The following is a 23213-nucleotide window of genomic DNA, read 5'->3' on the forward strand; positions in this document are numbered from 1 at the left end:
GAATCTTAAAAAATTAACATTTCTATCTTGGTTTCTTAAATAAAACATAAAAGATGAATTTACTGTGTTAAAAGTTTCTAAACCCGTATAAATACTTCGAAAAAACGTGCCAGTTTTGCAGGGTCAATTTAATTATTGTAATAAAATTAGTTTTTATTCTGAGTCTGTTTTAGTGTAAAATTCAATGAATATTCTCAATAGAGGAGCTAATTAGTAATAAAGAAGTTTGTGGAATTGAAGAAACCGCGGCACATTTTGATACAAAAAAATCTTACCCAGTAAGTCAATGGGTTGAATCATATTTAGTTAATTGTTTAAGTTAGTTTAGTTAGTAAAAAAGCCAGTAATATAAAATTACTGGCCTTTTTTATACATTTAATTTATCTGTTAACTTGTCTCAACAAATAAGCCTTCATCGGTCTTCTCAACTTTAGCTAAACTGTTTTTTGTCAGTTCTTTAATGGTTTTGTCCCATTTTTTATTTGATAAGCCGGATTGTGACTTAAGGTCGTTAAGAAGGATGCGTTCAGCTTTTTTCAATAAATCTAAAAGCGCTTTGCCTTCTTCGCTTATGGCTGGTGCTTTCTTCTCAGGTCGCATTTGTGGGAAGAATAAAACCTCTTGTATTGATTGGTTGTTGGTTAAAAACATAATCAGTCGATCCATACCAATACCCATTCCAGAAGTTGGAGGCATACCATATTCTAAAGCACGTAAAAAATCATGGTCAATAAATTCGGTAGCTTCATCATCTCCTTTGGCAGCCAATTTAAGTTGATGTTCAAAACGTTCACGTTGATCAATAGGATCATTGAGTTCAGAATAAGCATTAGCAATTTCTTTACCGCAAACCATTAACTCAAAGCGTTCTGTTAAATCAGGATTTTCTCGATGCTCTTTACATAACGGACTCATTTCTTTTGGATAGTCTGTTATATAGGTAGGCTGTATATAGTTGCCCTCACATTTCTCTCCAAAAATTTCATCTATCAATTTCCCTTTGCCCATAGTGTCGTCTACTTCAACGCCTAAGTCTTTTGCAGCTTGCCTAATGGCATCTTCTGTTTTTCCGGTAATATCGAATCCTGTGAAGTGTTTGATGGAATCGGCCATAGTAACACGTGCATAAGGTGCTTTGAAATCTATTTCATGTTCGCCAAAAGTCACTTTAGTCGTTCCGTTTACGGCAATAGCACAATGTTCCAATAAACGCTCGCAAAAGTCCATCATCCAATTATAATCCTTGTAAGCCACATAAATTTCCATGGCAGTGAACTCAGGATTATGTGTTCTGTCCATACCTTCGTTTCTAAAGTTTTTAGAAAACTCGTATACGCCATCAAAACCACCAACAATCAATCGCTTTAAATATAGCTCATTAGCAATTCGCATATACAACGGAATATCTAAAGCATTGTGGTGTGTTATAAAAGGACGCGCAGCTGCACCACCAGGAATTGGTTGCAATACAGGTGTTTCAACTTCAAAATAACCAGAGTCATTAAAAAACTGACGCATGGCATTAAACAATTTGGTACGCTTCACAAATACATCTTTTACTTGTGGGTTCACGACCAAATCCGCATAACGTTGTCTGTAACGTTGCTCGGGGTCTGTAAAAGCATCATACACCACACCATCTTTTTCTTTAGGTAATGGTAGTGGTTTTAAGGCTTTGCTTAGCAAAGTGAAATCTTTGACTTTCACCGTTTTTTCACCTACTTGTGTTGTGAATAGTTCACCTTCTATACCAACAAAATCACCAAAATCGATAAGTTTCTTAAAAACCTCATTGTATTTTTCTTTGTCATCTCCAGGACAAATCTCATCACGGTTAAAATAGACTTGTATTTTGCCTTCCGCATCTTGTAATTGTGCAAAACTAGCTTTTCCTTGTACCTTTATCATCATTAACCTGCCAGCAATAATAACCTGCTTGCCAGTTTCAAATTTATCTTTAACCTGTTTTGAGGTATGGTTTACTGGGTATAAATCTGCTGGATACGGATTAATACCTAATGCACGTAATTTTGTTAGTTTTTCTCTTCTTACAAGCTCTTGCTCTGATAATTGCGACATGTCTAAATACTGTGTGAATTTTAAAGGCACAAAGATAATCATTTGATTTACGATTTACGATTATTGATTTATGATTTTTTTACCGTAATTACTAGAGAAAGACTATCTGAAGCAATTTGTGTTTGTGATGTAAAGGCAAACGGATTTCTTTGCTATAGAGAAAATAAACTGTAACAAAATAAAAACTATGACGTCAAATAATTAATCATCAATCTTTGCTGTATTTTTATATGGCGAACTTGTTTCAGTATATCAGCATTAAAATTAAATCAACTTATGAGTTTTTGGAGAGTTTTACTGTCTATTATTTGTCCGCCTTTAGCAGTTATCGATAAAGGTTGTGGCTCTATTTTTATTGTCTTTTTGTTATGGCTTTGTGGTTGGGTGCCAGGTGTTATCGCTGCACTTGTTATCATTAATAACCCTAACAGATAAAAACGTATCTTTGCTTTTTAAATAAAACCCAAAATTTAATTACATGAACAGATTTTACACCCTAATCGTATTAGTTATTTCTATAAGTTTTACTAGTTGTCAGTTTTCTGAAAATATCTATATAAATGACGATGGTTCTGGTAGGATGGAATTTTCTTTTGATGGGACACAACTTATGCAAATGGCTGGGGATAAAATGACAGAAACAAAAGAGGAAGCCATCGATTCAACTTTTAGTTTTAAAGAAATATTTGATGCAAAACGCGATAGTATTTCTCAATTGTCTGAAGAAGAACAATTGAAATTAAAGAATTTAGAGCCATTTAGTATGCATATGGTAATGAATCCGAAAACTTCTGAAATGAAGTTTGATATGTTTACAGATTTTAAAGAAGTGAGCGAACTCCAAGATATGTTTAAAGCCATGAACAGTTTTGGGGATATGGAAAAAGGAAAGAGTGGAGCCCAGTCTACGAATAGCCCTGCAAATCCATTTTCTGCTTTAGGACAACAAGGAACTACTGAGCTCGATTATAATTATGATGGAAAAATATTTAAACGTGTTGCTAAAGTAATTGATAAAGAGGCTTATAAAAAAGTGACAGATAGTTTAGGAGAGATGGCAGTAATGTTTGGGTCTTCAATGTATAAGTTAAACTACCATTTTCCTAAACCAATTAAATCAGTATCAAACGAAAAGGCCATGTTTAGTAGTGATAGAAAAAGCTTTACAGTGGAATTCGGTTTTATGGAATATATATCGAATCCTGAAGCTTTAAATGTAGAGGTTGTATTAGAGGATTAGTATTTTGAATAAACAAATTGCGCTGCAAGATTTAGGTTTTAAGGATTACAAAGAAACCTGGGATTATCAGGAAACTTTGTTTAAAGCCATTGTAGATACCAAGATTAAGAATAGGCGAGAGGAAGCTGGTTTACAAACCAAGAATCATTTTTTGTTTGTAGAGCATCCACATGTGTATACTTTGGGGAAAAGTGGCGATTTGTCTAATCTGCTTTTAAATGAAGAACAGCTTACCAAAAAAGGCGCAACTTTTTATAAAATTAACCGTGGCGGTGATATTACATATCACGGGCCAGGGCAAGTAGTGGGCTATCCTATTTTAGACTTGGAAAACTTTTTTACAGACATTCATAAATACCTTCGGTTTTTGGAGGAAATGATTATTTTAACCTTGGCAGAATATGGCTTAAAAGCCGAACGCAGCAAAGGAGAAACAGGTGTTTGGTTAGATGTGGATACGCCTTTTGCCCGCAAGATTTGTGCCATGGGTGTTCGGGCAAGCCGTTGGGTAACCATGCATGGTTTTGCGTTAAATGTCAATGCCGATTTGGGGTATTTTGATAATATTATTCCTTGTGGTATTCGTGGAAAAGCGGTAACCTCTTTAAACGTAGAGCTTGGTAAAAAAGAAGTGTCTGCGGAAGAAGTAAAAGAAAAATTACTAAAACATTTTGAAATTCTCTTTGAAGCTGAATTCTTTTCTTAACCAAAGGTATCAATTATTGCAGACAAAATTAGGAGAAGACCATATTAAATGACCTTCATAAGATGCTAGGAAGTTATTATAGGCATCCTTATCGTTTTTGTTATCTAAATTAAATACAAAATCTCCATTGCAATAAGCTACGAGCGTTAAGCTGTTACATGTTGCACAGCAGTTACCTATTATGAATACAGTTTTTCCCTCATATGTAGCTTTGTAAACGTAAGATTCATCGACTAGGGTTGATTGTTTAAAATCTTCAATAATTTCCTTTAACCAAGTCAAATCTTCAACAGGGTTAGAAACGTTGCATGTGGTGTTGGAATTATCATCGTCATTTTTGCATGATGAAATTATAAGTAACAAAAGAAGTACTGGTAAAAATATCTTTTTCATGGGAGCTTTTGTTTGAGTGTAAACTATTTTATAGATACAAAATTATCCAATAAGTTGCGTTCAGTATTAGGTGTTTTGAGTTAAAGCATTCAAGCTAGTCCTTGCTATTGAGATATAATTTTCTTCTTAAACCCCCAGGATTAAAAAGGTCGCGCATTCTTCTTTTTTGGCCTATTGTGAATATATGCATAGATTCATCATTGACCCTGTCCATAAAGTTCATAAACATATCGTTACTATTACAAGAATTTTGAGGATAGGTTGGATTTCCTAGATATTGAGATTTTTGATCAGGGGTATCATCGATCAAATCGCCATTTTCACAATGTCCGTTTTCGCCATAAATATGCAATAAGTTTAACCAATGTCCAATTTCATGGGTAGCTGTTCTGCCTAATTGGTGTTTAGGTATTAATGGGGGTAAGGTTCCAAATACTCTCGGGTCAATTATTACGCCATCCATTCTTGGGTCAACATCTGGGAATTGAGCATAACCGCCCAATGTTACATTGCCATTACGATCGCTCAAATCGGCAATCCAGATATTTAAATATTTATCTCTGGGCCATGCATCTTGTCCGCCTTTATCGGTAAAAAATAATTTAAGGTCTTCTATTGGTGTGTTTTCTATTTGATTAATACCATCGAAACCTGTTACATGACTCTTTGTTCTTATTATTCCTGTTGTTGGGTTGCCTTCTGGATCGATAGTTGCCAAAGAAAACTCAATACCTACATCGGCTACAAGATTAATAAACTCATCGGGCGTTTTTACATAATCGGGATTCTTCTTTCTAAAATCTTGATTTAGTACATCAATTTGCGATTGGATTTTTTCATCACTAATAGTGAACGGGTCTGGTATATAATTAACAACATGTACAACTACTGGTATGGTAATTATTTCATTAAAAGGAATTGAAGTCTCTGGATTTTCTTTATTAGAATTTTCATCTTTGCTACAGGCAGAAGTTAATAAGGTTAAAATGATTGTACTTAAAAAAGGCAAGTGTTTAAGTGTCATATATATTGTGTGTTCTTTTGAGATTTGATTTACTTTGAATTAAAGGAATTATGCATTTTTTACCTTCTTTATAAACCAGTATACAATGATTTATCATCGATATATGTTGACTTTCTTTATTCGGTTAGTAAATGGCCTTTTTTCAAAATAGCTGCTTAACTATGGCATGGCAACAAGTGGCTCTTCTTCACCTTCACTAAGTGAATTTGTTTGTACAGTATGATTAGATTTGTTTAATATCTTAGCTGGTATACTATTTACATTAGCAAAGCACCTTAAGGATACAGGAAAAGTATGTAGGTTATGTTCATCGCTCATATATTTTACATGAAAGGAGAAAGTGTCACTATCTTCTAATTTCAGTTTCTTATAAGTTGTCAACAGATCAATGGTTCCTGTTTGGGGATCTATTGATATTTTCTCTGATGAAGAAATAAATTTTCCCTCTATCGTTCCTTCTAAAATTGGTGTAATAGGGTACTTGTCAAGATCACTTAATTTAATTACGTGTGTTTGGTATTCAAATGACGTGGTAGGATTCGCAGTAATGTCTTCATGTGTGCATGAAGCAAAAATGCCAAAAACAGTAATAATTATAAATTGGGTAAGTAATGATTTTGGGGGCATGATTTTGTTTTTTAGGCGCATCTGAATTAACAGACAAACATTTAAAATTTCATATCATACTTAAGATGGGAAAATATATAAAGGGTTGCGTTAAGTCTTACTAAATAATTGTAAAAGAATAAGTAAACTTAAAGTTTAATCCTCAGCATTAAAAAACACCTTGTAATAGTGCATTTTTTTCTCATCATCATAACCGCGTTCTAAATATTCTGCCGAGGCATCGGGAGCATCAATATCCAGTTTTATCTGTATGTTGGTATCCAGTTTAATATCAGTTTTGATTTTTTTCTTTTCTTTGTTTACAACACGTTCCGCAACATCAAATTGGTTTCTGATAACGAGATTTTGTTCACCCTCATATTCTTTTTTATAATCTTCAAATTGCCTTATTAGTTTCTCTTCTTCAAAAATATCCTCTTTAAAATGTTCTACATTTACGACCTCGTTTTCTTTAAAAAAATCGATGGTTTTAGCTAAAAAAGTATTTTGTTCTTGTGCACCATAATTGGTTTTTAAAATTTCGGTTGAGAATTCTTTGCAAAGCTCAATATATTGTTGTGTGTGGTTGTTGGCATCATCAGCATATTTGATGTTTAAAAACTGGTTTGTCCAGTAAAGCGCATCATAGCTGTTGTTATCTACACTTAAAATAATATGGCCCTCGGTATCACTTTGATTCAAAATTAAACAGCCCTTGTCTACTTTTTTAGAACTAATTCCGTTTTGCACCAGCACATCATAACTTTTATTCTCTAAATAAGTTTGAAAGAAATTAACCTTGCTTTCTATTTTGAAAATACCAATAGCATTGGTGGTCATGTCTCGATATTCAATACCTTCGAACATAACCACTAGAACATCCCCCGTTTTTATATTGGATGAAGTAGATTGCTCGAATAAATGGGTTACAATATGTTTAGAAACATCTATGAAAGCATCTTCATCATTAAATAATTGTGTGCAATAACTATTAATCTCGTTTAAAGAAATATTGGCATGGTGGTTAAAACGATAACTTTGCACCACACTACCAAAGGGGCGAAGTAAAAAAGGAAGCATTAAGTCGTAACTGGCTTCGTCAAAATCGACCGTATTCTCAGAAAAAGCATTTTTAGTATCGTTAAACTTATTTCCAACTTTATGGATAATGAATTTTGAAATTGAGGCGTTTTTTCTTGAGATCATGCATTGCGTATTAAGTATGCAATACTATTAAAATAATTAGAATTATACCATGCTTTGTTTTTAAAATTATTAGTAAAATAAAACGCTTTTTGCTGTATATTAAATGGTATGATGTATAAAAAAGAACGCCAAAGCAAAGCTTTGACGTTCAAGACCTGGGGACTTCAGATTTGGTTATCATTATATTTTAAATATATCAAATAGGATGTAACCTATTGATTAAATTTTCATCATCAATAAATTATTATTTTAAGAAAAATCATAAAATAGATTGAATTTTTTATTGTAAATAATTGATTAATAGCAGCCTTAAAGATAGAAATTAGTTTTTCATATACAAAAAAATTATGAGATTTATATGTATATATTTAAATGGTTTAGGAATTTGGCTACGGATTAATTAATTTGATATAAAATGATAGAATTATTTTCTCCTTTGCTCACAAATTCAAGGTTCTTATCTTTGTCAATATTGTCTAATATTATGGGTGAATTTCCATACACTGGAAAGTTAGGCAACAATTTTGTCTGACTATCGTAAAGGTAAATTTTCTGGGACTGCATATCTGTGATTGCGACATAAATTTTATCATTAATATAGAATAGATGTGGCATAGAGTAATCGCCATAATCAATTTCTACAGTCTTGTTTTTGATAGACAATTTATTTTCATCCAATACCACAAGTGTTTTACTTGAAGTTTCTAAATAATGCTTTTCCGATAGGTTTAAATTTTTAATAGATGTATGCCCTTTGGAATCAATAGTTATTAAATTTCCATCAGAAGTTGTAGTGGTAAAAAGATTATTATATAGAAAGATAGGCTGATTGGAGTATGAGCTTGAAGTCTTTGGTTTGACTCTGGTTTTGCCAGTTCTATCTAAAATATAAAGCTTGTTTTGCGTTTTAAATACAATATAATCTTTACTGCCAATTCTAAAGTGCCTTGGCTGGCATATAATTGTGTTATTTGCAGATTTGAAGGTAAATCCGCTTACAGTTTGTGCTTTTACATTGTACATCGAAACATTTTTGCTCTGTGTAATTAATAATCTGTAATTTTTGTTTTTATCATAATCATAAACAGCTAAAGGTTGGGTGATTGCAGAGTTGAATTTAATAGGAAAAGGCCCGACATTATTTCCATTTCTGTCAATAACATAGACTCTGTTAGGCGTAGCGAAAGTTAATTGTAATCGTCCGTTTTTATAAATGTCAATTTGCTCAATAGTACCGATTATAGGGCCTTGTACTTGTTTTTTCCAAAGAATTTTTCCTTTATTGGAAATTAAATATAAATGGTTGTTTATGTCTTGAACAACAATTTCTTTTTGTTTGGTAATATGGTTTTTTACAAATTGAGGATTGGTTAATAAGTCGGTATCCAATTTAATATTTAGTTCTTCGGACACCGAATTTTGTAAGGCTCTCGATTTGCTCTTTTTTATAATACCATTTACATGTGCAAAATTAGTCTCATAAATAAATTGTAATGCAGATGCGTTGTAGCCTTTTATATTATAGTCAGAGTTGTCTTTAAGATTTTTGTTTATAACAGCTTTTAAAGATACCGGATCGATCACATGCATTAACGATGAAGCATCGCTTAGATGTTTTTTTATATCTTGAAAATAGGTTTTTTCGTTTAGTGTCGTTTTATTTTGGTAGTTGGCAATAATATTTTGAAGTATTTCAGTATTACCAGCAAATACGAAAAAATCATCTAAAATACAGTATCTATTGGCATTGTTAAACGATATAAGTGGTGCAAATGTTTTAGTGAATAGTTGAGGGCGACTAAAACTAAAAATATCAATACCTCTATATAACCCCAATTTGTTTTGTTCGCTTAAAAGAGCATCTTTGGTAGCAATAATATCGGTAGAATTTAATGCAATAGCATGATCTTTTCCTTGATAAATAACCCCAATCTCAACAATATCATTAAAAAGTATAGTTGAGTGGGCTATGGAATCTTTACTATTGAATTTGGCCAAATTGATTTCGAATGTTTTATAGTCATTGAAAGTAAAGCTCATATAGCCGTCACTATTAGAAGGTGTGATATGGTGCGTTTGATTTTCTTGAGGGGTGGTATTTTTAAAGATATTAATGAAGCTTTCCGAAGAATCTACTGCTTTAGTGATGCCATTAAAAAGAATTTCATCTTGATTGATGCTTATATCGGTACCTATATAATTAGTAAATGTTTTGAAAGAAATGGAATCTTCAATAAAAAATGACTTTAAAAATGTATTATCAGGTGCTATAATAGCCGAGAAAGTTTTATCGTCACCAGTTATATTATAGATTTTTTCTAGTTCTGGATCTTTAGTTTTGCTAGTAAAGAAGTCATCAACAGCGCTTTTTGACGAAGAGGCGAAAAAGATACTATCTGCAATGGCACTATAAAATGTATTGTTGTTTAATGTAGATCTTGTGATTTTTTTGTTTTTATAAGAAAGGGTTTCTTCTACATAGTTTGGTAGAGAATCGGTTTCAAATAATTGTTGATGATATTTTGTTATGATCGAATATTGTAAACTGTCTTTCGAATTTTTCGAAAAACAAATTAATATATCATTAACAGGTTTTAAATATGCTAAGTGGTCTAAAGTGTTTTCTAAGTTTTTGTACGAATGGGTTTTAGAAAATTTCTGTAAAAAATCGCTATTGTTGATGCTACTTTTTAAACTCTCAAGATTTGAGGTCTTCAAAACCATAGACGTGTTATTTGGTACAAAATCGATAAGTTTTGAGGGGCTTTTTTGGGTGTTTGAGCAGTTAAATAACAGTATAAGAAGTAGGGAAGAACAAATGACTCTCATAAAACGAATTAATTTTTACAAACCTACATATTTTTAATAGAAATCATCTCGACTTTTTTTTATTTAAGTGAAAAGTTATGCCTATGTTTCCAGATAAAGTTTTTGCTTATCATAACACTATAAGAAGCAATAAAATTGTATAGTATATAGTAAAATGTTACTAAATATCTAGTACTAATTGTTCTGGTAGTAACCTAAAAGACTTTCTGTGATACTTAGTTATGCCGTATTTTTTAATGGCGGCTCGATGTTCTTTAGTAGGGTAGCCTTTATTTTGTTTCCAATTATACATAGGGTATTCCTCATGAATGGTATTCATGTAAATATCGCGATGCGTTTTTGCTAAAATGGATGCTGCAGCAATACTTAAATATTTCCCGTCACCTTTAACAATGGTTTCAAAAGGGACATTGTTATAAGGTTTAAATTTATTACCATCAACTATTATGAATTGTGGCTTTTTTTTCAATAGGTCTATAGATTTGTGCATCGCCAAAATCGAAGCATTCAAAATATTAATACGATCAATTTCTTCTTGAAATATGTGAGCGACGCCAAAAGTTAGAGCTTCTGCCTCAATAATTGACTTTAAAATATCTCTTTTTTTTTCACTAAGTTGTTTGGAATCGGTGAGTATCGAATTTTCAAATTTCTTAGGAAGGATAACTGCCGCAGCAGTAACCGGACCCGCCAAACAACCGCGTCCAGCTTCATCTGTGCCGCATTCTAAAGAATAATTGGAATGATTTATTAATAGCATTTAAATAAGAATATTGCCAAATTTATAATTTTGTATACAAATTATTATGCATGCTTAGTAAATTTATTCGTTTTTATATGAATTTAATAGTTGACATTGTTGAATGATCTTTTTTAGTATTTGATTTGTGATAATAATTTAAAAAAATGGACGCTATTATGAGTATTTAATAATTTTAAAAAGATGAATTAATGGTGAATAGGTGCTTTTTTTGTGTGTTTTTTTGTTTTTTTAAGATAATATTAAGATGTTTGCAGCCGACTAACTCAAAATAAATATTCAAAGTTCATCTTTGTAAATAGATGACTAAATATTTAAAAGAAAGCCAGCAGTTGTTGCTGGCTTTCTTTATTTAAATATTTTTCACTAAATTGTTTAAAGTTGGGTGTTAGAATCTTTAGATAAAAAAGCTTAGGTAAATTAATTAAACTTGTAAATGTTTTTTAAGAAAAATGTTTAAACAATGATGATTAATTAACAATATCTGAACTTAAATATTCGTACCCACTTAATTAAATGAAAAGGAAAAGATTTTGCTAACAAATATGTGGATTTGACTAACATATTATGTGTCCACATTATTATAATTAATGAGTATTATAAAGGAAGCAATACAAGAAGAACCTGAAACAGTTTGGATTAAATTTGTAGATGGAGACAAAGGGGCCTTTACATCCATTTATAATTCAAATGTAGATTCGTTGTTTTCATATGGTATGAAATTGAATTCTAATAAGAATTTTGTAAAAGACTGTATTCAAGATGTTTTTTTAGATATATACGAGCACAGAAAACGTATTTCCGCACCCAGAAATATTAAGTTTTATTTATTTAAAGCACTTAAACGTACAATGTTTCGGGAATTAAAGAAGGAGAGAAAGAAAAGTAGCTTACCAGAACAAGGAAACTTGTCTTTTTTTACAGAATATAACATAGAAACAAAAACCATCGATAGAGAAGTTGAGAAGTACCAAAAAAAACTTGTTGCAAAAATAGTTAAAGAACTTACCCCCAAGCAGCAAGAAATACTTTATTTAAGGTTTACCAAAGGCTTTAATTATGCTGAAATTTCAGAAATCATCGACATTAATCATAATTCTGTACGCAAACAGGTCTATAGGGCTATAAAAAAACTGCGTAAAGATCTAGCTTTGAATGATATTAATTCAGGTGTTTATTTGCTTCTATTTGCAGTTTAATTATTTCTATTTCTATCAATACTCGTTTAGGAATTAAGTCCAAAGCAAAGGGTGCTTTAGAGAGGTTTTAATATCATTTTATAAATTACCAGGCCTCATTAATATAGACTTTTTTTAGCATTGTCGTGTAAACCTTATTTTGAATGAAACCCATATGATAGCTATGTTGTTAAGTATTTTTTAAATTTTTTTTAAAAAAACTTAAAAAAAGTGTCCACAAAAATAGAATGAGTTACCCTATAAGAAATAAAAGTAAGATATGGAGCTTTATTCTAAATATATAGAAAATGATTCTTTCCTAAGTTGGATTTATAATCCTACTGCAGAAACAACCAAATTTTGGGAAGATTATATCCTTAAACATCCACAAGAAAAAGAATTGATTGAAGTCTTAAAAGAGATTTTAAGAAACCTAAAGCCTGAAGATGTTAAGCTTTCAGATAAAGAAAAGGAAGCAATATTTACAAAGCTTTTAACTAAAATAGATAGTGAAAAGAAGCCAAACAAAGTATTCTTTTTGGTGAAAAAAACCTATAAATATGCAGCTATATTGCTATTGGCGTTAATAATTGGATCTGTCTTTGTCAATAACAATTTTCAAAAGAACGACAGTTTCATTATAAATGAAATAAGTAAAACACCTTTGGATTCTTTAGAAAAACCCAATACCCAATTAATTCTTGGATCAAGAAAACCTTTATTGATAGATGAAAGAAAATCACTTATTGAATATACCGAACAAGGCAATCTTGTTTTGAATGAAAAAGATACTATAAATGGCAATATAAAAAATGAAGGAAAAGCATTACTTTTTAATAAATTAATCGTACCTTTTGGGAAACGAAGTAAGATTATATTGTCAGATGGTTCGGTAGTGTATCTTAATGCTGGAACAAAATTTATGTTTCCTGAAAAGTTTGATTCAGACGAACGAAAAGTTTTTCTTTCTGGAGAAGCATTTTTTGAAGTAGCTAGAGATGAGGAAAAACCATTTATTGTAAAAACTATTGAAGAGAAAGTGTCAATAGAAGTATTAGGAACAAAGTTTAATGTGTCTGCTTATCCTATAGATTCAGATATTTTAACGGTTCTAACAGAAGGTAAAGTTGTAGTTGTTGAGAAAAATATATTTAAAACACAAAGAGCAATTTTAAAGCCAGGACAATTAGCATCATGGCATAAAGACACTGAAAAAGTTAATATTAAAAAGGTAAACACAGACAATTATACACTGTGGACCCAAGGGCTTTTGTATTTTGAGAGTGAGTCAATAATAAATATTGTAAGGAAAATAGAACGTTTTTATAATGTAAAAATAATTTTCGAAAACCCGCATAATGCAAAAAGTATAAACGTAAGTGGAAAGCTGGATTTAAATGATAAAATAGAACAGACGCTTGAAAATTTAACGATTACAACAGAATTTAAATTCGAAATAATAAACGATAAGAAGTATGTATTGAAATAAAAAAATCAGAGAATGCGCCAACATTCCCTGAATAAAATAAACTGCTATAGGGGCAGCTTAATGTTTAATTAAAAACTAATTCAAATTTATGAAAAATAACCACATTTTCTATGATTCCCTCTTGGATTTTAGAAACAAAACTCTATTTGTAATGAAGAGTCTTACAGTCTTTTTAGTCTTATTCTCATTGTATTCTTTTTCAAATTCGTATTCTCAAAACAAAAAATTGAGAATAGAGATAAAGGAGGCTACTTTAATGAATATGATAGAATCCATAGAAAACCAAAGTGAATTCGTATTCATTTATAACGATGAGGTACTACCCGAATTGAAGAAAGTTCTTGGTAACATTCAAATTAAAAACAAATCCATTTATAAAATTTTGGATAGAGTTATCAATAAAGAAAAGCTTATCTACTCTGTAAATGAGCGTCAAGTCATTTTAAATAAAAAAGAAGAGGTTCTCAAACCTAATTTCCAACAGCAAATTTCAGGGAAAATTACTGATGAGACAGATGGCTTGCCTTTGCCAGGAGTTAACATTGTAATTGAAGGGACATCAAGAGGTGCCCAGACAGACTTCAATGGAATTTATTCCATCAATGCAAGTCCAGGGGAGGTTCTAAAAATTAGCTTTGTTGGTATGCAGACACAATTTGTAACAGTCGGTGATTCGACTACGATCAATATTGTTATGAAGGAAGGTCTAGAAGATTTGGATGCGGTTGTAATAACGGGTTACCAAAATGTAAGTAGAGAATTGTTTACAGGAGCATCACAAACTATTAAAGCTAAAGATATTAAGCTGGATGGTGTGGCAGATATATCGAGAGCCCTAGAAGGGAGAGCTGCTGGTGTGAGTGTTCAAAATGTAACAGGAACCTTTGGTGCTGCCCCTAGAATTACTATTAGAGGGTCTTCATCTATTTTAGGGGACACAAAACCAATATGGATCATAGATGGCGTTATTCAGGAAGAAATTGTAAACCTATCGGTATCAGATTTAGTTTCTGGTGACCCGAATACCTTATTGAGTTCGGCGGTAGCTGGTTTAAATGCTTCCGATATCCAGAGTTTTGAAATTTTGAGAGATGCATCAGCTTCAGCCCTATACGGAGCACGTGCACTTAACGGTGTTATCGTTATTACAACAAAATCTGGTAGAAAAAATCAAAAACCAACATTTAATTATCAATCAGAGTATGCAGTAAGAGATATTCCTAGATATACCAATTACGATCTATTAAACTCGCAAGAAACGGTTTCAGTATATAGAGAAATGGAATCCAAAGGGTTTTTAGATTTGCCTAGCTCGTTTCAAGGAAGATATGGAGGGATATACAATATTATGTATAGAGCTATCGACAATTTTGACGAAACCACGGGGCAATATGAGTTAGCAAATACGCCTGAAGCCAGAGCTAATTTTTTAAGACAATTTGAATTGGCAAATACAGATTGGTTCAAAACTCTATTTAGAGCAACGCCTACGCAAACACATACTATAAGTTTTTCAAGTGGTTCCGAAACCTCGACAACTTATGCTTCTTTAGGGTATTATACCGATTCTGGTTGGACCGTAGCCGATAGAGTAAGAAGAATTACTGGTAACTTGAGAAATACGTTCTTTTTAAATGATAATAAGTTAAAAATAACCACGCAACTTCAAGCTTCCATTAGAAATCAACTGGCGCCTGGTACTTTTGCGAGACAGGAGGATGTTGTTAGTGGATCATTTACTAGAGATTTTGATATTAACCCATTTAGTTACTCGCTTAATACAAGTAGAGCTTTAAGACCAAGAGATAATAATGGTAACCTGGAGTTTTCTAGATACAACTGGGCACCATTCAATATTCTGAACGAACTTGATAATAATAATATAGAGTTGAATGTGTCGGATATAAAATTTCAGGGTCAAGCGGAATACCAACTTAATGATAATTTAACTTATAACTTCTTAGGTTCTGCACGTTATGTTACGTCTAACAGTGAGCATGCTATTACCGAAGACTCGAATGTTGCTGCTGCTTACCGTTCGGATGAAACTTCAATTGTTAGGAATGAGAATACATTTTTATTTTCAGACCCAGACAATCCAAATGCATTGCCAAGAGTTGTATTACCAGTTGGAGGTATTTTAATAACAGGAAAAAATACGCTAACAACGTATACATTTAGAAATACATTAGATTGGACCAAACGCTTTAAAGATGACTTACACGGATTAAGGGTTTATGGAGGGCAGGAATATAGATATACAGATCGTTCTTCAAGTTCGAATACTGGTTATGGTTATCAATTTAGTCGTGGAGGTACAGTATTTACCGATCCTGATATTTTAAGAAAGGTTATTTTAGAGGGTAATCCGTATTTCTCTTCTCAAGAAACACGGCAACGTGAAGTGTCTTTCTTTGCTAACGTTACATACGATTTTGATAAAAAATATGTGTTAAACGTTACAGGTAATTACGAAGGTTCTAACAGAGCTGGTAAATCTTCTGAGTCGAGATGGTTACCAACATACACTATTGGAGGAAAATGGAATATAGATAAAGAAGATTTTATTCAAGACTCCGATGTTATTTCAAGTATGGCATTTCGCCCAAGCTATGGATTAGTAGCTTTATTGGCAGATAATGCAACTAATAACCTGGCCGTATTTAGAAACCAAATAACAGATAGGTTTAACAATAATGATAGAGAAAACTTCATCGATATTGAAGATTTACAAAATAGTGAATTAACATGGGAAAAGACTTTAGAATTAAATTTAGGTCTTGACGTTGGGTTTCTTAATAATCGTATCATGTTAAATTTTGATGCTTATTTCAGAAAAGGTAAAGATTTAATTGATTTAATTAGAACCACAGGAATAGGAGGGGAGTCCCTTAAATTAGGTAATAATTCGGAGATGGAAACGAATGGTATCGAGTTTCAGTTAAATACGGTTAATATTGATAAAGATGACTTTCAATGGCGAACAGGATTTAATATTTCTCATTTTAATCAAGAAGTTACCTCGCTTAAGCAGGAATCTAATGTATTTGATTTAGTAACTGGAACAGGTAGAGGTAATGCTATTGGTTTTCCAAAAGGCTCTTTATTTTCTTTTAATTTTGAAGGGCTCAATGAATTTGGATTACCAGCATTCTTGACTCAAGACCCAGATTTTGATCCCAGTAAACCGTTTGACTTAATTGATTTTCAAGATACTGATAACGTATTAGATTATTTGGTGTACGAAGGACCAACAGAACCAAATTTATCTGGTGGTTTAGCAAATAATTTTAAATATAAGAATTGGGATCTTAGCTTTTTTATATCATTTTCAGCAGGTAATAAAATAAGGCTGGCGCCTACTTACGATTCGGAGTATGATGATTTAGATGTATTTCCTAGAGAATTTGTAAACCGTTGGTTATTTCCAGGAGATGAAAATATTACAGATGTGCCAACAATTCCATCGCAAAGTGTTTTGCAGTCTTATGGAGAAAATGAAGTAGAACGGGTTTATAATGCATATAATTATTCTACAGCAAGAGTTGCAGATGGCGATTTTATAAGAATGAAGAATATAACATTAGGATATACCTTTGATAAACAAACCACAGATAAATTAGGTATTTCAAATTTTAGATTGAGCTTACAAACGACCAATCCATTTTTGATTTACTCTGACTCTGATTTAGGTGGACAAGATCCTGAGTTTTTTAGATCAGGAGGTGTAGCATACCCTATATCAAGATTATTTACATTCTCTCTTAATGTTGGTTTTTAAAAAATATACTATGAAAAATATAAAGTTTAATTTAATAAAAGGTTTGGTATTTGTTTTCTTAGTATCTTCTTGTAACGATATTTTAGATGAAACACCAGATAATAGAACGACAATAGATTCACCCGAAAAAATTGCAGAACTACTAGTAGGTGCCTATCCAGATGCAGCATACGTCTCCTTTTTAGAGCCTATGTCTGATAATGCTGGTGATAAAAGTCCGAGTGCAGATACTGGGATTGATTTCGCAACCACGCTTAACCAAAGAATGTTTTTTTGGGAAGATATTAATGATACAGATGAAGATTCTCCAACAAATTACTGGAATAGAGCCTATAAAGCCATCGCGCAAGCCAATCAGGCATTAGCATCCATTGAAGAACTGGGTATGGAGTTAGATCACCTAAAAGGAGAAGCACTCATGTGTCGTGCTTATGCTCATTTTATGTTAGTTAGCATATTCTCAAAGGCATATAACCCTTCTACAGCGGCTTCAGATATGGGAATACCATACGTTCTAGAGCCAGAAACAGTTTTGCTTGGAGATTACGAAAGAGGCACGGTACAAAATGTATATGATAATATCAGGGCAGATATAGAAGCTGGGCTGCCTTTAGTAAGTGATGATTATAATGTGCCAGCATTTCACTTTACAAGAAGTGCTGCAAATGCATTTGCGTCTCGGTTTTATTTAAACACTGGCGAATGGCAAAAAGTGATTGATCACAGTACAGCTGCATTAGGAGTTGGAGGCCCAGGAGTTTTAAGAGATTGGGAGGGTAGTTATAGGCCAGCAACGTATTCAGAGCAAGCAACGCGATTTACTTCTTCTACTACCGAACCAGCAAATTTATTGCTTGTATCTGGAGAATCTATTTATAACCGATACCATTTTGCAGCTAGATACCAATTAAATAATGATAAAAATGATGAGATTTTTCCAGCAGCAAATGGTACGGGGCAACCCTGGTCTTATACTGTTTTTGGTAGTAGTGATTTGTTTTTTAACGTACCAAAATTTCGAGAGTTCTTTAAAGTAACCAATCAAGCAGCTGGAACAGGAAATCCTTTCGTTGCTTTTGTGCTTTTAAGTACCGATGAAGCCCTGTTAAACAGAGCAGAAGCATACGCTATGCTAGGGCAGTACGATAGTGCCGTTGCCGATATTAATTTATCATATTCTGTAAAAACAATGAATTATGATCCTGCTTTTGATACCCTAGAGGTAAGCGATGTTCAAACGCGTTTTGCAGTTGCCGATAATACATTGTATACGCCGTTCTATACAATTCCGCAAGATGCTCTGGCATTTGTTAATGCGGTATTGACAATCAAAAGAACTATTTTTTACAATGAGGGATTGAGATGGTTTGATAATAAAAGGCATAATATGGAAATTATACATCGTGATATTTTTGGCAATGTCTTCACCTTAGCAAAGGATGATAACAGACGTCAAGTGCAAATTCCAGAGGCAGCTCAATCATTTGGAATACAAGAAAATCCAAGGTAATATTAAAAAACAAGTAAGATGAAAAAATATACATACATAGTTTTTGCATTCATGATTTTAGCATTTGCAATGGCATGCGATGATGGATCTGATGCAGTAGGTGAAAGCCAAATAGACACAACACCACCAATCTTAAACGATTTAGATGTTTGGTTAAGAGGCAATTTTGTATCGCCATATAATATTGAAATACTTTATAAGTGGGACATCAATGATACCGATATTGATAGGTTTTTACATCCGCCCTTCGAGTCAAGTGTGAGGCCTGTCGCAGAAGCCTTGCAGAAAGCATGGATTGAACCTTATACTCAGGTTGGAGGAGAGAATTTTATTAAAAAAATTGCTCCAAGACAATTTACGCTAGTGGGGAGTTTTAATTTTAATCCAAATAGTCCGACCATTACTTTGGGCTTAGCAGAAGCAGGAACAAAAATTACATTGTTTAATATTGATTTTCTGGACTTCACTAATATCAATGACATTAAAAGACCTCTTAAAACAGTTCATCATGAATATGGACATATTTTGAATCAAAATATTCCATTTGATGTGACTTATGGAGAAATCAATCCAGCAGATTATACAGCACAATGGTTTAATAGATCAGATGCCGAAGCTAGAGAGTTGGGCTATATAACAGCTTATGGTTCTAGTCAGGCTGGTGAAGATTTCGTAGAAATGGTTTCTGAAATGCTAACAAATTCTAAAGAAGATTTTGATGCTATTGTAGAAAGTATTTCAGATGAAGAATCTAAGGGAATAATAAGACAAAAAGAAGCCATGGTTGTGGATTATTATAAGACTAACTTTGGTATAGACTTATATGAGCTTCAGGCTTTAACAGAAGCAGCAACACAAGAATTAGTAAATTAAAAGATATGAAAAAGATAAATATAAAATTTTGGTTTGTCGGTTTAATATTAGTTTCGTTTTTATCATGTAGTGATAATGAAACAGAAACTCTATTTCCCGATGCTCCAGCCAATAGAGCAGCCCAAAGAAACGCAGAGCTTTTAGATTTGTTACTTTCACAACCCAATGGTTTTAAAGGTGTTTACTTTACCAAGAATGATGAGTTTGGAGGTTTTACTTATTACCTAAGGTTTAATGCTGATGGCACAGTAGATATGACTTCCGATTTCGATACTGAAACGGCTGTAGAATCATCGTCTTATGAAGTAAGACTTGGAACAACTACAGAATTAGTATTTACAACACGTAACCACATTCAAAAAGTGAGCGACCCTAGTTACCAGCCCTTAATAGGTACAGGTTTTAAAGGAACATCCGTATTTCAGTATTTTACAAATGATAATGGCACGATTACCTTAAGAGATATTAGAAATAGAGATTCTGGTACTTTAGTACTCACACCGGCAAATTTTTCAAACTTTGAGACAGAGAGTGTGGCTAGCGTAGAAACATCTTTGGCAAATAGAGATGCTTTCATTAATTCTACCGCAGTCACAGCATTTCCTTTTTTAAGTGTTGAAGCAGGAGGAAATTTAACAGAGTTTGCATTGAATTATGATGGTGTAAGACTGTTTGCAAACCCTACAAAGTTTAATGATGATGGATCGATAGCCGATGAAGAATTTGGTATTGCTTTTACTGAAGATGGATTGATTATTAGCCCTGCTTTAGATGTAGATGGTGTATTAATAAACGAGTTCACATTTGATGGATCCTCAGGTTTTGAGTATGTAGCAACAAAAGAAGGTGTTACTGCTAAAATAGGTTACGGGAATGCCCCAGTAACACCATTAGATGCTTATGCATTTGGGGTTAGGGCAACAGCAGGTGTATTTAATATGGATGAAAGATTCAAGAGCAGTACAGCATTTAATAATTTTTATGATGCCTTTGCAGAGTTTTTGCTAAATACTTATAGCGTTGTAGTCGGTAATGTGGTTTTTTGGGATTTAAATAACGGCGGTCAACCATATATTGAATTTATTACCAATGCAGGTCGTTTTTGGTGGGATCTGGATTTTGAAGTTACCAACGGTATTGTTGTTTTTACGCCTACAGGTAATACCAATGCTAGTGCAGGGGTAACAGCAATTTTTCAACCGCTTTTAGATGCTTTTATAGGAGCGCCATCAGGTTATTATTTGTTAAATACAGGTACTTATTTAAATTTCTCGAATAGAACATATTCGATGATTAATGTAGATGACCCAACTATGACTATCAATTACTGGGACTTCTCCTATTAGGAATATTTAAAAAACGTAAAAGGTCTTGTTGTAAATCTTAAAAATTTATAGCAAGACCTTTTTAGTTATATTTTATTATAAAATTAACAGTTACGTTTAAATAATTTTTTGATATCCTAGCGTTATCATATTTTGTATTTACATTTGCACTGTTTATATATAATCTATGAAGAAAATATTTTCGGCTCTATTTTTAATGTGTTTTTTTAGTCAGTTAAACGCTCAAACCATACCAGATAAGAAGGCGCGAGCAACCGAAAAGGAAACTTTAGAGCCACAAGATACCATTGGTGCCGTTCAACAACAAGATACCATTGAAGTCATTCAAAAAAACAATAAAAGTTTAAAAAGCACAAAAGATTCTAAAGATAAAAAAGCAAATATTAAAGACTACTTAATAATCTCTCATGCTAACGATACGACGTATGTAGACACAACATTAACCATTCAAAAAGAATATAAGTTTAATTACTTAAGAAGAGATAACTTTGGTTTAATACCATTTTCAAATTTAGGGCAGACCTATAATAGTTTAACCTATAGCTTTCAAAGTACTAGTTTGATGCCAAGTTTTGGTGCTCGGGCAAGACACTTCAACTATATGGAGATTGAAGATATTAACTATTACCATGTGCCAACTCCATTAACAGAGCTGTTTTTTAAAACGGCTTTTGAGCAAGGGCAGTTGGCAGATTCGTTCTTTACAGTAAATACATCGCCACAGTTTAATTTTTCAATAGCTTATAAAGGATTGCGGTCATTGGGTAAATATCAGAATATATTAACAAGTACAGGTAATTTTAGGTTTACCACAAATTACAGAACCAAGAATAATCGTTACAATATTAGGATGCATGTAGTAACGCAAGATTTGCTCAACAATGAAAATGGCGGGTTAAAAGATGACCCAAGTGTGGAAAATTTTGAAACCGGGGCAGAAGAGTTTCTAGATCGCTCCATTCTAGAAGTGAATTTTGAAAATGCCGAAAATATATTAAAAGGCAAACGTTTTCATTTAGAGCATACCTATAAAATCATTAAGAAAAAAGATTCCTTGTCAAAAAACAAGCTTAGTTTAGGTCATGTCTTATCCTTTGAAGATAAATATTATGAGTACACGCAATCTGGAGCCACTTTTTTTGGGGAAGCCTTTAAAAATTCGATTAAAGATCGCGCAACATTAGAAAACTTTTATAATCAAGTACAATTAAATTATAGCAATAATATAATTGGTGATTTGCAATTCAATATTACCAATAATAATTACAACTATGGTTACGATAAGTTGGTGGTGCTAAACGGAAGCACAATAGTCAATAGATTAAAAGGCGATATATTTTCGGCTGGGGGCAAATACCATAAACAATATAAAGGTTTCGATTTAGAGGGCGAATTGGGGCTAAATGTATCGGGCGATTTCGATGGGAACTTCATCAAAGGAAAAGCTTCCTTCAAACTCAATGATGACATATCTGCCATAGCGTCTGTCAATCATAGTTCGAAAGCACCAAACTATAATACTTTATTGTATCAAAGTGATTACATCAACTACAATTGGCAAAATAATTTTAATAATACAAAAACAGAGCAAATAGCATTTCAATTAAAATATAAGAAACTAGCAAATATTTCAGCCGATTATTCTACAATTAGTGATTACGTTTACTTCAAAAAAGACGAAACAAGCAATCAGGTACAAGCGTTTCAGAATAATAACACGATAAATTATTTAAGGGTTAAGTTAAACAATGAAATTAAAGTAGGTAAGTTTGCCTTAAATAATACCATATTATATCAAAATGTAAAAGACAAGGATAGTACATTAAATGTGCCTGAGTTTACAGTTCGTAATACCCTTTATTTTTCCAGTCATTTATTTAAAAAGGCTATGTTTTTACAAACGGGAGTTACCTTCAATTACTTTACAAAGTATTATATGAATGCTTACAATCCTTTGTTAGCAGAATTTTATGTCCAGACAGAAAGAGAATATGGAGAGTTTCCTCGTTTAGATTTCTTTATAAACGCAAAAGTTCGTCAAACGAGAATCTATTTAAAAGCGGAACACTTTAACTCATCCTTTACGGGATACGATTTTTATTCTGCACCAAACAATCCATACCGAGATTTTACGGTGCGTTTTGGTATCGTTTGGAATTTCTTTCTGTAATTTTTTTAATGTTTCCTTGCCTT

At 32.5% G+C, this 23213-nt stretch carries 17 protein-coding genes; 10 read left to right on the top strand and 7 right to left on the bottom strand.

Annotation, left to right across the window (positions count from 1 at the left end; genetic code table 11):
* Window positions 1–387 precede the first annotated feature (387 nt).
* Entirely contained in the window at window positions 388–2079 is a 1692-nt protein-coding gene (gene lysS / locus HHX25_RS19780) for a lysine--tRNA ligase (protein ID WP_169677064.1), read from the bottom strand.
* Window positions 2080–2355: 276 nt separating this feature from the next.
* On the opposite strand from lysS, the gene HHX25_RS19785 reads away from it, so the two are divergent.
* Genes HHX25_RS19785 through lipB form a run of 3 tightly spaced genes read left to right on the top strand, consistent with a single transcriptional unit; the run spans window position 2356 to window position 4025 of the window.
* Window positions 2356–2514, top strand: a complete 159-nt coding sequence (locus tag HHX25_RS19785; RefSeq protein WP_135878136.1) for a YqaE/Pmp3 family membrane protein — start codon at window positions 2356–2358, stop codon at window positions 2512–2514.
* Window positions 2515–2557: 43 nt separating this feature from the next.
* A complete protein-coding gene (locus tag HHX25_RS19790) occupies window positions 2558–3319 on the top strand; it encodes a hypothetical protein (RefSeq protein ID WP_169677027.1) in 762 nt (253 codons plus the stop codon).
* Window positions 3320–3323: 4 nt separating this feature from the next.
* Window positions 3324–4025 carry a lipoyl(octanoyl) transferase LipB gene (gene lipB / locus HHX25_RS19795; RefSeq protein ID WP_169677029.1) on the top strand — a complete coding sequence of 234 codons (702 nt, stop codon included), beginning with the start codon at window positions 3324–3326 and terminating at the stop codon, window positions 4023–4025.
* A gap of 9 nt (window positions 4026–4034) precedes the next feature.
* On the opposite strand, the gene HHX25_RS19800 is transcribed toward lipB, so the two are convergent.
* From HHX25_RS19800 to HHX25_RS19825, 6 genes are all read right to left on the bottom strand, one after another.
* Window positions 4035–4418, bottom strand: coding sequence for a hypothetical protein (locus HHX25_RS19800; protein ID WP_169677031.1), 384 nt, complete (start codon window positions 4416–4418; stop codon window positions 4035–4037).
* 94 nt (window positions 4419–4512) lie between these two features.
* Window positions 4513–5442 carry a M43 family zinc metalloprotease gene (locus HHX25_RS19805; RefSeq protein WP_169677033.1) on the bottom strand — a complete coding sequence of 310 codons (930 nt, stop codon included), beginning with the start codon at window positions 5440–5442 and terminating at the stop codon, window positions 4513–4515.
* A 159-nt stretch (window positions 5443–5601) separates the two neighbouring features.
* On the bottom strand, window positions 5602–6069 hold the full coding sequence (locus HHX25_RS19810; RefSeq protein ID WP_169677035.1) for a hypothetical protein: 468 nt from the start codon (window positions 6067–6069) through the stop codon (window positions 5602–5604).
* A 135-nt stretch (window positions 6070–6204) separates the two neighbouring features.
* The gene (locus HHX25_RS19815) at window positions 6205–7254 is read right to left on the bottom strand and encodes a nucleoid-associated protein (protein WP_169677037.1); all 1050 of its coding nucleotides are present in this window, start codon (window positions 7252–7254) and stop codon (window positions 6205–6207) included.
* Between the two features lie 396 nt (window positions 7255–7650).
* Window positions 7651–9978, bottom strand: coding sequence for a ribonuclease HII (locus HHX25_RS19820; protein ID WP_240964587.1), 2328 nt, complete (start codon window positions 9976–9978; stop codon window positions 7651–7653).
* A gap of 265 nt (window positions 9979–10243) precedes the next feature.
* Complete coding sequence (locus HHX25_RS19825; RefSeq protein WP_169677042.1) at window positions 10244–10843, bottom strand: ribonuclease HII; 600 nt, start codon at window positions 10841–10843, stop codon at window positions 10244–10246.
* 590 nt (window positions 10844–11433) lie between these two features.
* On the opposite strand from HHX25_RS19825, the gene HHX25_RS19830 reads away from it, so the two are divergent.
* The 7 genes from HHX25_RS19830 to HHX25_RS19860 all read left to right on the top strand — a co-directional run bounded on the left by HHX25_RS19830 (window position 11434) and on the right by HHX25_RS19860 (window position 23190).
* On the top strand, window positions 11434–12042 hold the full coding sequence (locus HHX25_RS19830) for an RNA polymerase sigma factor (RefSeq protein WP_169677044.1): 609 nt from the start codon (window positions 11434–11436) through the stop codon (window positions 12040–12042).
* A gap of 259 nt (window positions 12043–12301) precedes the next feature.
* On the top strand, window positions 12302–13510 hold the full coding sequence (locus HHX25_RS19835; RefSeq protein ID WP_169677046.1) for a FecR family protein: 1209 nt from the start codon (window positions 12302–12304) through the stop codon (window positions 13508–13510).
* Between the two features lie 151 nt (window positions 13511–13661).
* Complete coding sequence (locus HHX25_RS19840) at window positions 13662–17291, top strand: SusC/RagA family TonB-linked outer membrane protein (protein WP_169677048.1); 3630 nt, start codon at window positions 13662–13664, stop codon at window positions 17289–17291.
* Window positions 17292–17301: 10 nt separating this feature from the next.
* Window positions 17302–18801, top strand: a complete 1500-nt coding sequence (locus tag HHX25_RS19845) for a RagB/SusD family nutrient uptake outer membrane protein (protein ID WP_169677050.1) — start codon at window positions 17302–17304, stop codon at window positions 18799–18801.
* An 18-nt stretch (window positions 18802–18819) separates the two neighbouring features.
* Window positions 18820–19674: a zinc-binding metallopeptidase gene (locus tag HHX25_RS19850; protein ID WP_169677052.1), complete on the top strand. Its 855-nt coding sequence runs from the start codon at window positions 18820–18822 to the stop codon at window positions 19672–19674.
* Window positions 19675–19679: 5 nt separating this feature from the next.
* Window positions 19680–21020, top strand: coding sequence for a DUF4302 domain-containing protein (locus HHX25_RS19855; protein ID WP_169677054.1), 1341 nt, complete (start codon window positions 19680–19682; stop codon window positions 21018–21020).
* A 166-nt stretch (window positions 21021–21186) separates the two neighbouring features.
* Complete coding sequence (locus HHX25_RS19860; RefSeq protein ID WP_169677056.1) at window positions 21187–23190, top strand: putative porin; 2004 nt, start codon at window positions 21187–21189, stop codon at window positions 23188–23190.
* Window positions 23191–23213 lie beyond the last annotated feature (23 nt).

Origin of the sequence: Flavivirga algicola, assembly GCF_012910715.1 — a bacterium.
GTDB lineage: Bacteria > Bacteroidota > Bacteroidia > Flavobacteriales > Flavobacteriaceae > Flavivirga > Flavivirga algicola.

Excerpts from the sequence above, each read along its gene's own strand:
- HHX25_RS19800 (WP_169677031.1), bottom strand. The coding sequence starts at position 4,418 with ATGAAAAAGATATTTTTACCAGTACTTCTTTTGTTACTTATAATTTCA.
- HHX25_RS19830 (WP_169677044.1), top strand. The coding sequence starts at position 11,434 with ATGAGTATTATAAAGGAAGCAATACAAGAAGAACCTGAAACAGTTTGG.
- HHX25_RS19835 (WP_169677046.1), top strand. The coding sequence starts at position 12,302 with ATGGAGCTTTATTCTAAATATATAGAAAATGATTCTTTCCTAAGTTGG.
- HHX25_RS19840 (WP_169677048.1), top strand. The coding sequence starts at position 13,662 with ATGAAGAGTCTTACAGTCTTTTTAGTCTTATTCTCATTGTATTCTTTT.
- HHX25_RS19820 (WP_240964587.1), bottom strand. The coding sequence starts at position 9,978 with ATGGTTTTGAAGACCTCAAATCTTGAGAGTTTAAAAAGTAGCATCAAC.
- HHX25_RS19790 (WP_169677027.1), top strand. The coding sequence starts at position 2,558 with ATGAACAGATTTTACACCCTAATCGTATTAGTTATTTCTATAAGTTTT.
- HHX25_RS19860 (WP_169677056.1), top strand. The coding sequence starts at position 21,187 with ATGAAGAAAATATTTTCGGCTCTATTTTTAATGTGTTTTTTTAGTCAG.
- HHX25_RS19845 (WP_169677050.1), top strand. The coding sequence starts at position 17,302 with ATGAAAAATATAAAGTTTAATTTAATAAAAGGTTTGGTATTTGTTTTC.
- HHX25_RS19855 (WP_169677054.1), top strand. The coding sequence starts at position 19,680 with ATGAAAAAGATAAATATAAAATTTTGGTTTGTCGGTTTAATATTAGTT.
- HHX25_RS19785 (WP_135878136.1), top strand. The coding sequence starts at position 2,356 with ATGAGTTTTTGGAGAGTTTTACTGTCTATTATTTGTCCGCCTTTAGCA.
- lysS (WP_169677064.1), bottom strand. The coding sequence starts at position 2,079 with ATGTCGCAATTATCAGAGCAAGAGCTTGTAAGAAGAGAAAAACTAACA.
- HHX25_RS19825 (WP_169677042.1), bottom strand. The coding sequence starts at position 10,843 with ATGCTATTAATAAATCATTCCAATTATTCTTTAGAATGCGGCACAGAT.
- HHX25_RS19810 (WP_169677035.1), bottom strand. The coding sequence starts at position 6,069 with ATGCCCCCAAAATCATTACTTACCCAATTTATAATTATTACTGTTTTT.
- HHX25_RS19850 (WP_169677052.1), top strand. The coding sequence starts at position 18,820 with ATGAAAAAATATACATACATAGTTTTTGCATTCATGATTTTAGCATTT.
- HHX25_RS19815 (WP_169677037.1), bottom strand. The coding sequence starts at position 7,254 with ATGATCTCAAGAAAAAACGCCTCAATTTCAAAATTCATTATCCATAAA.
- HHX25_RS19805 (WP_169677033.1), bottom strand. The coding sequence starts at position 5,442 with ATGACACTTAAACACTTGCCTTTTTTAAGTACAATCATTTTAACCTTA.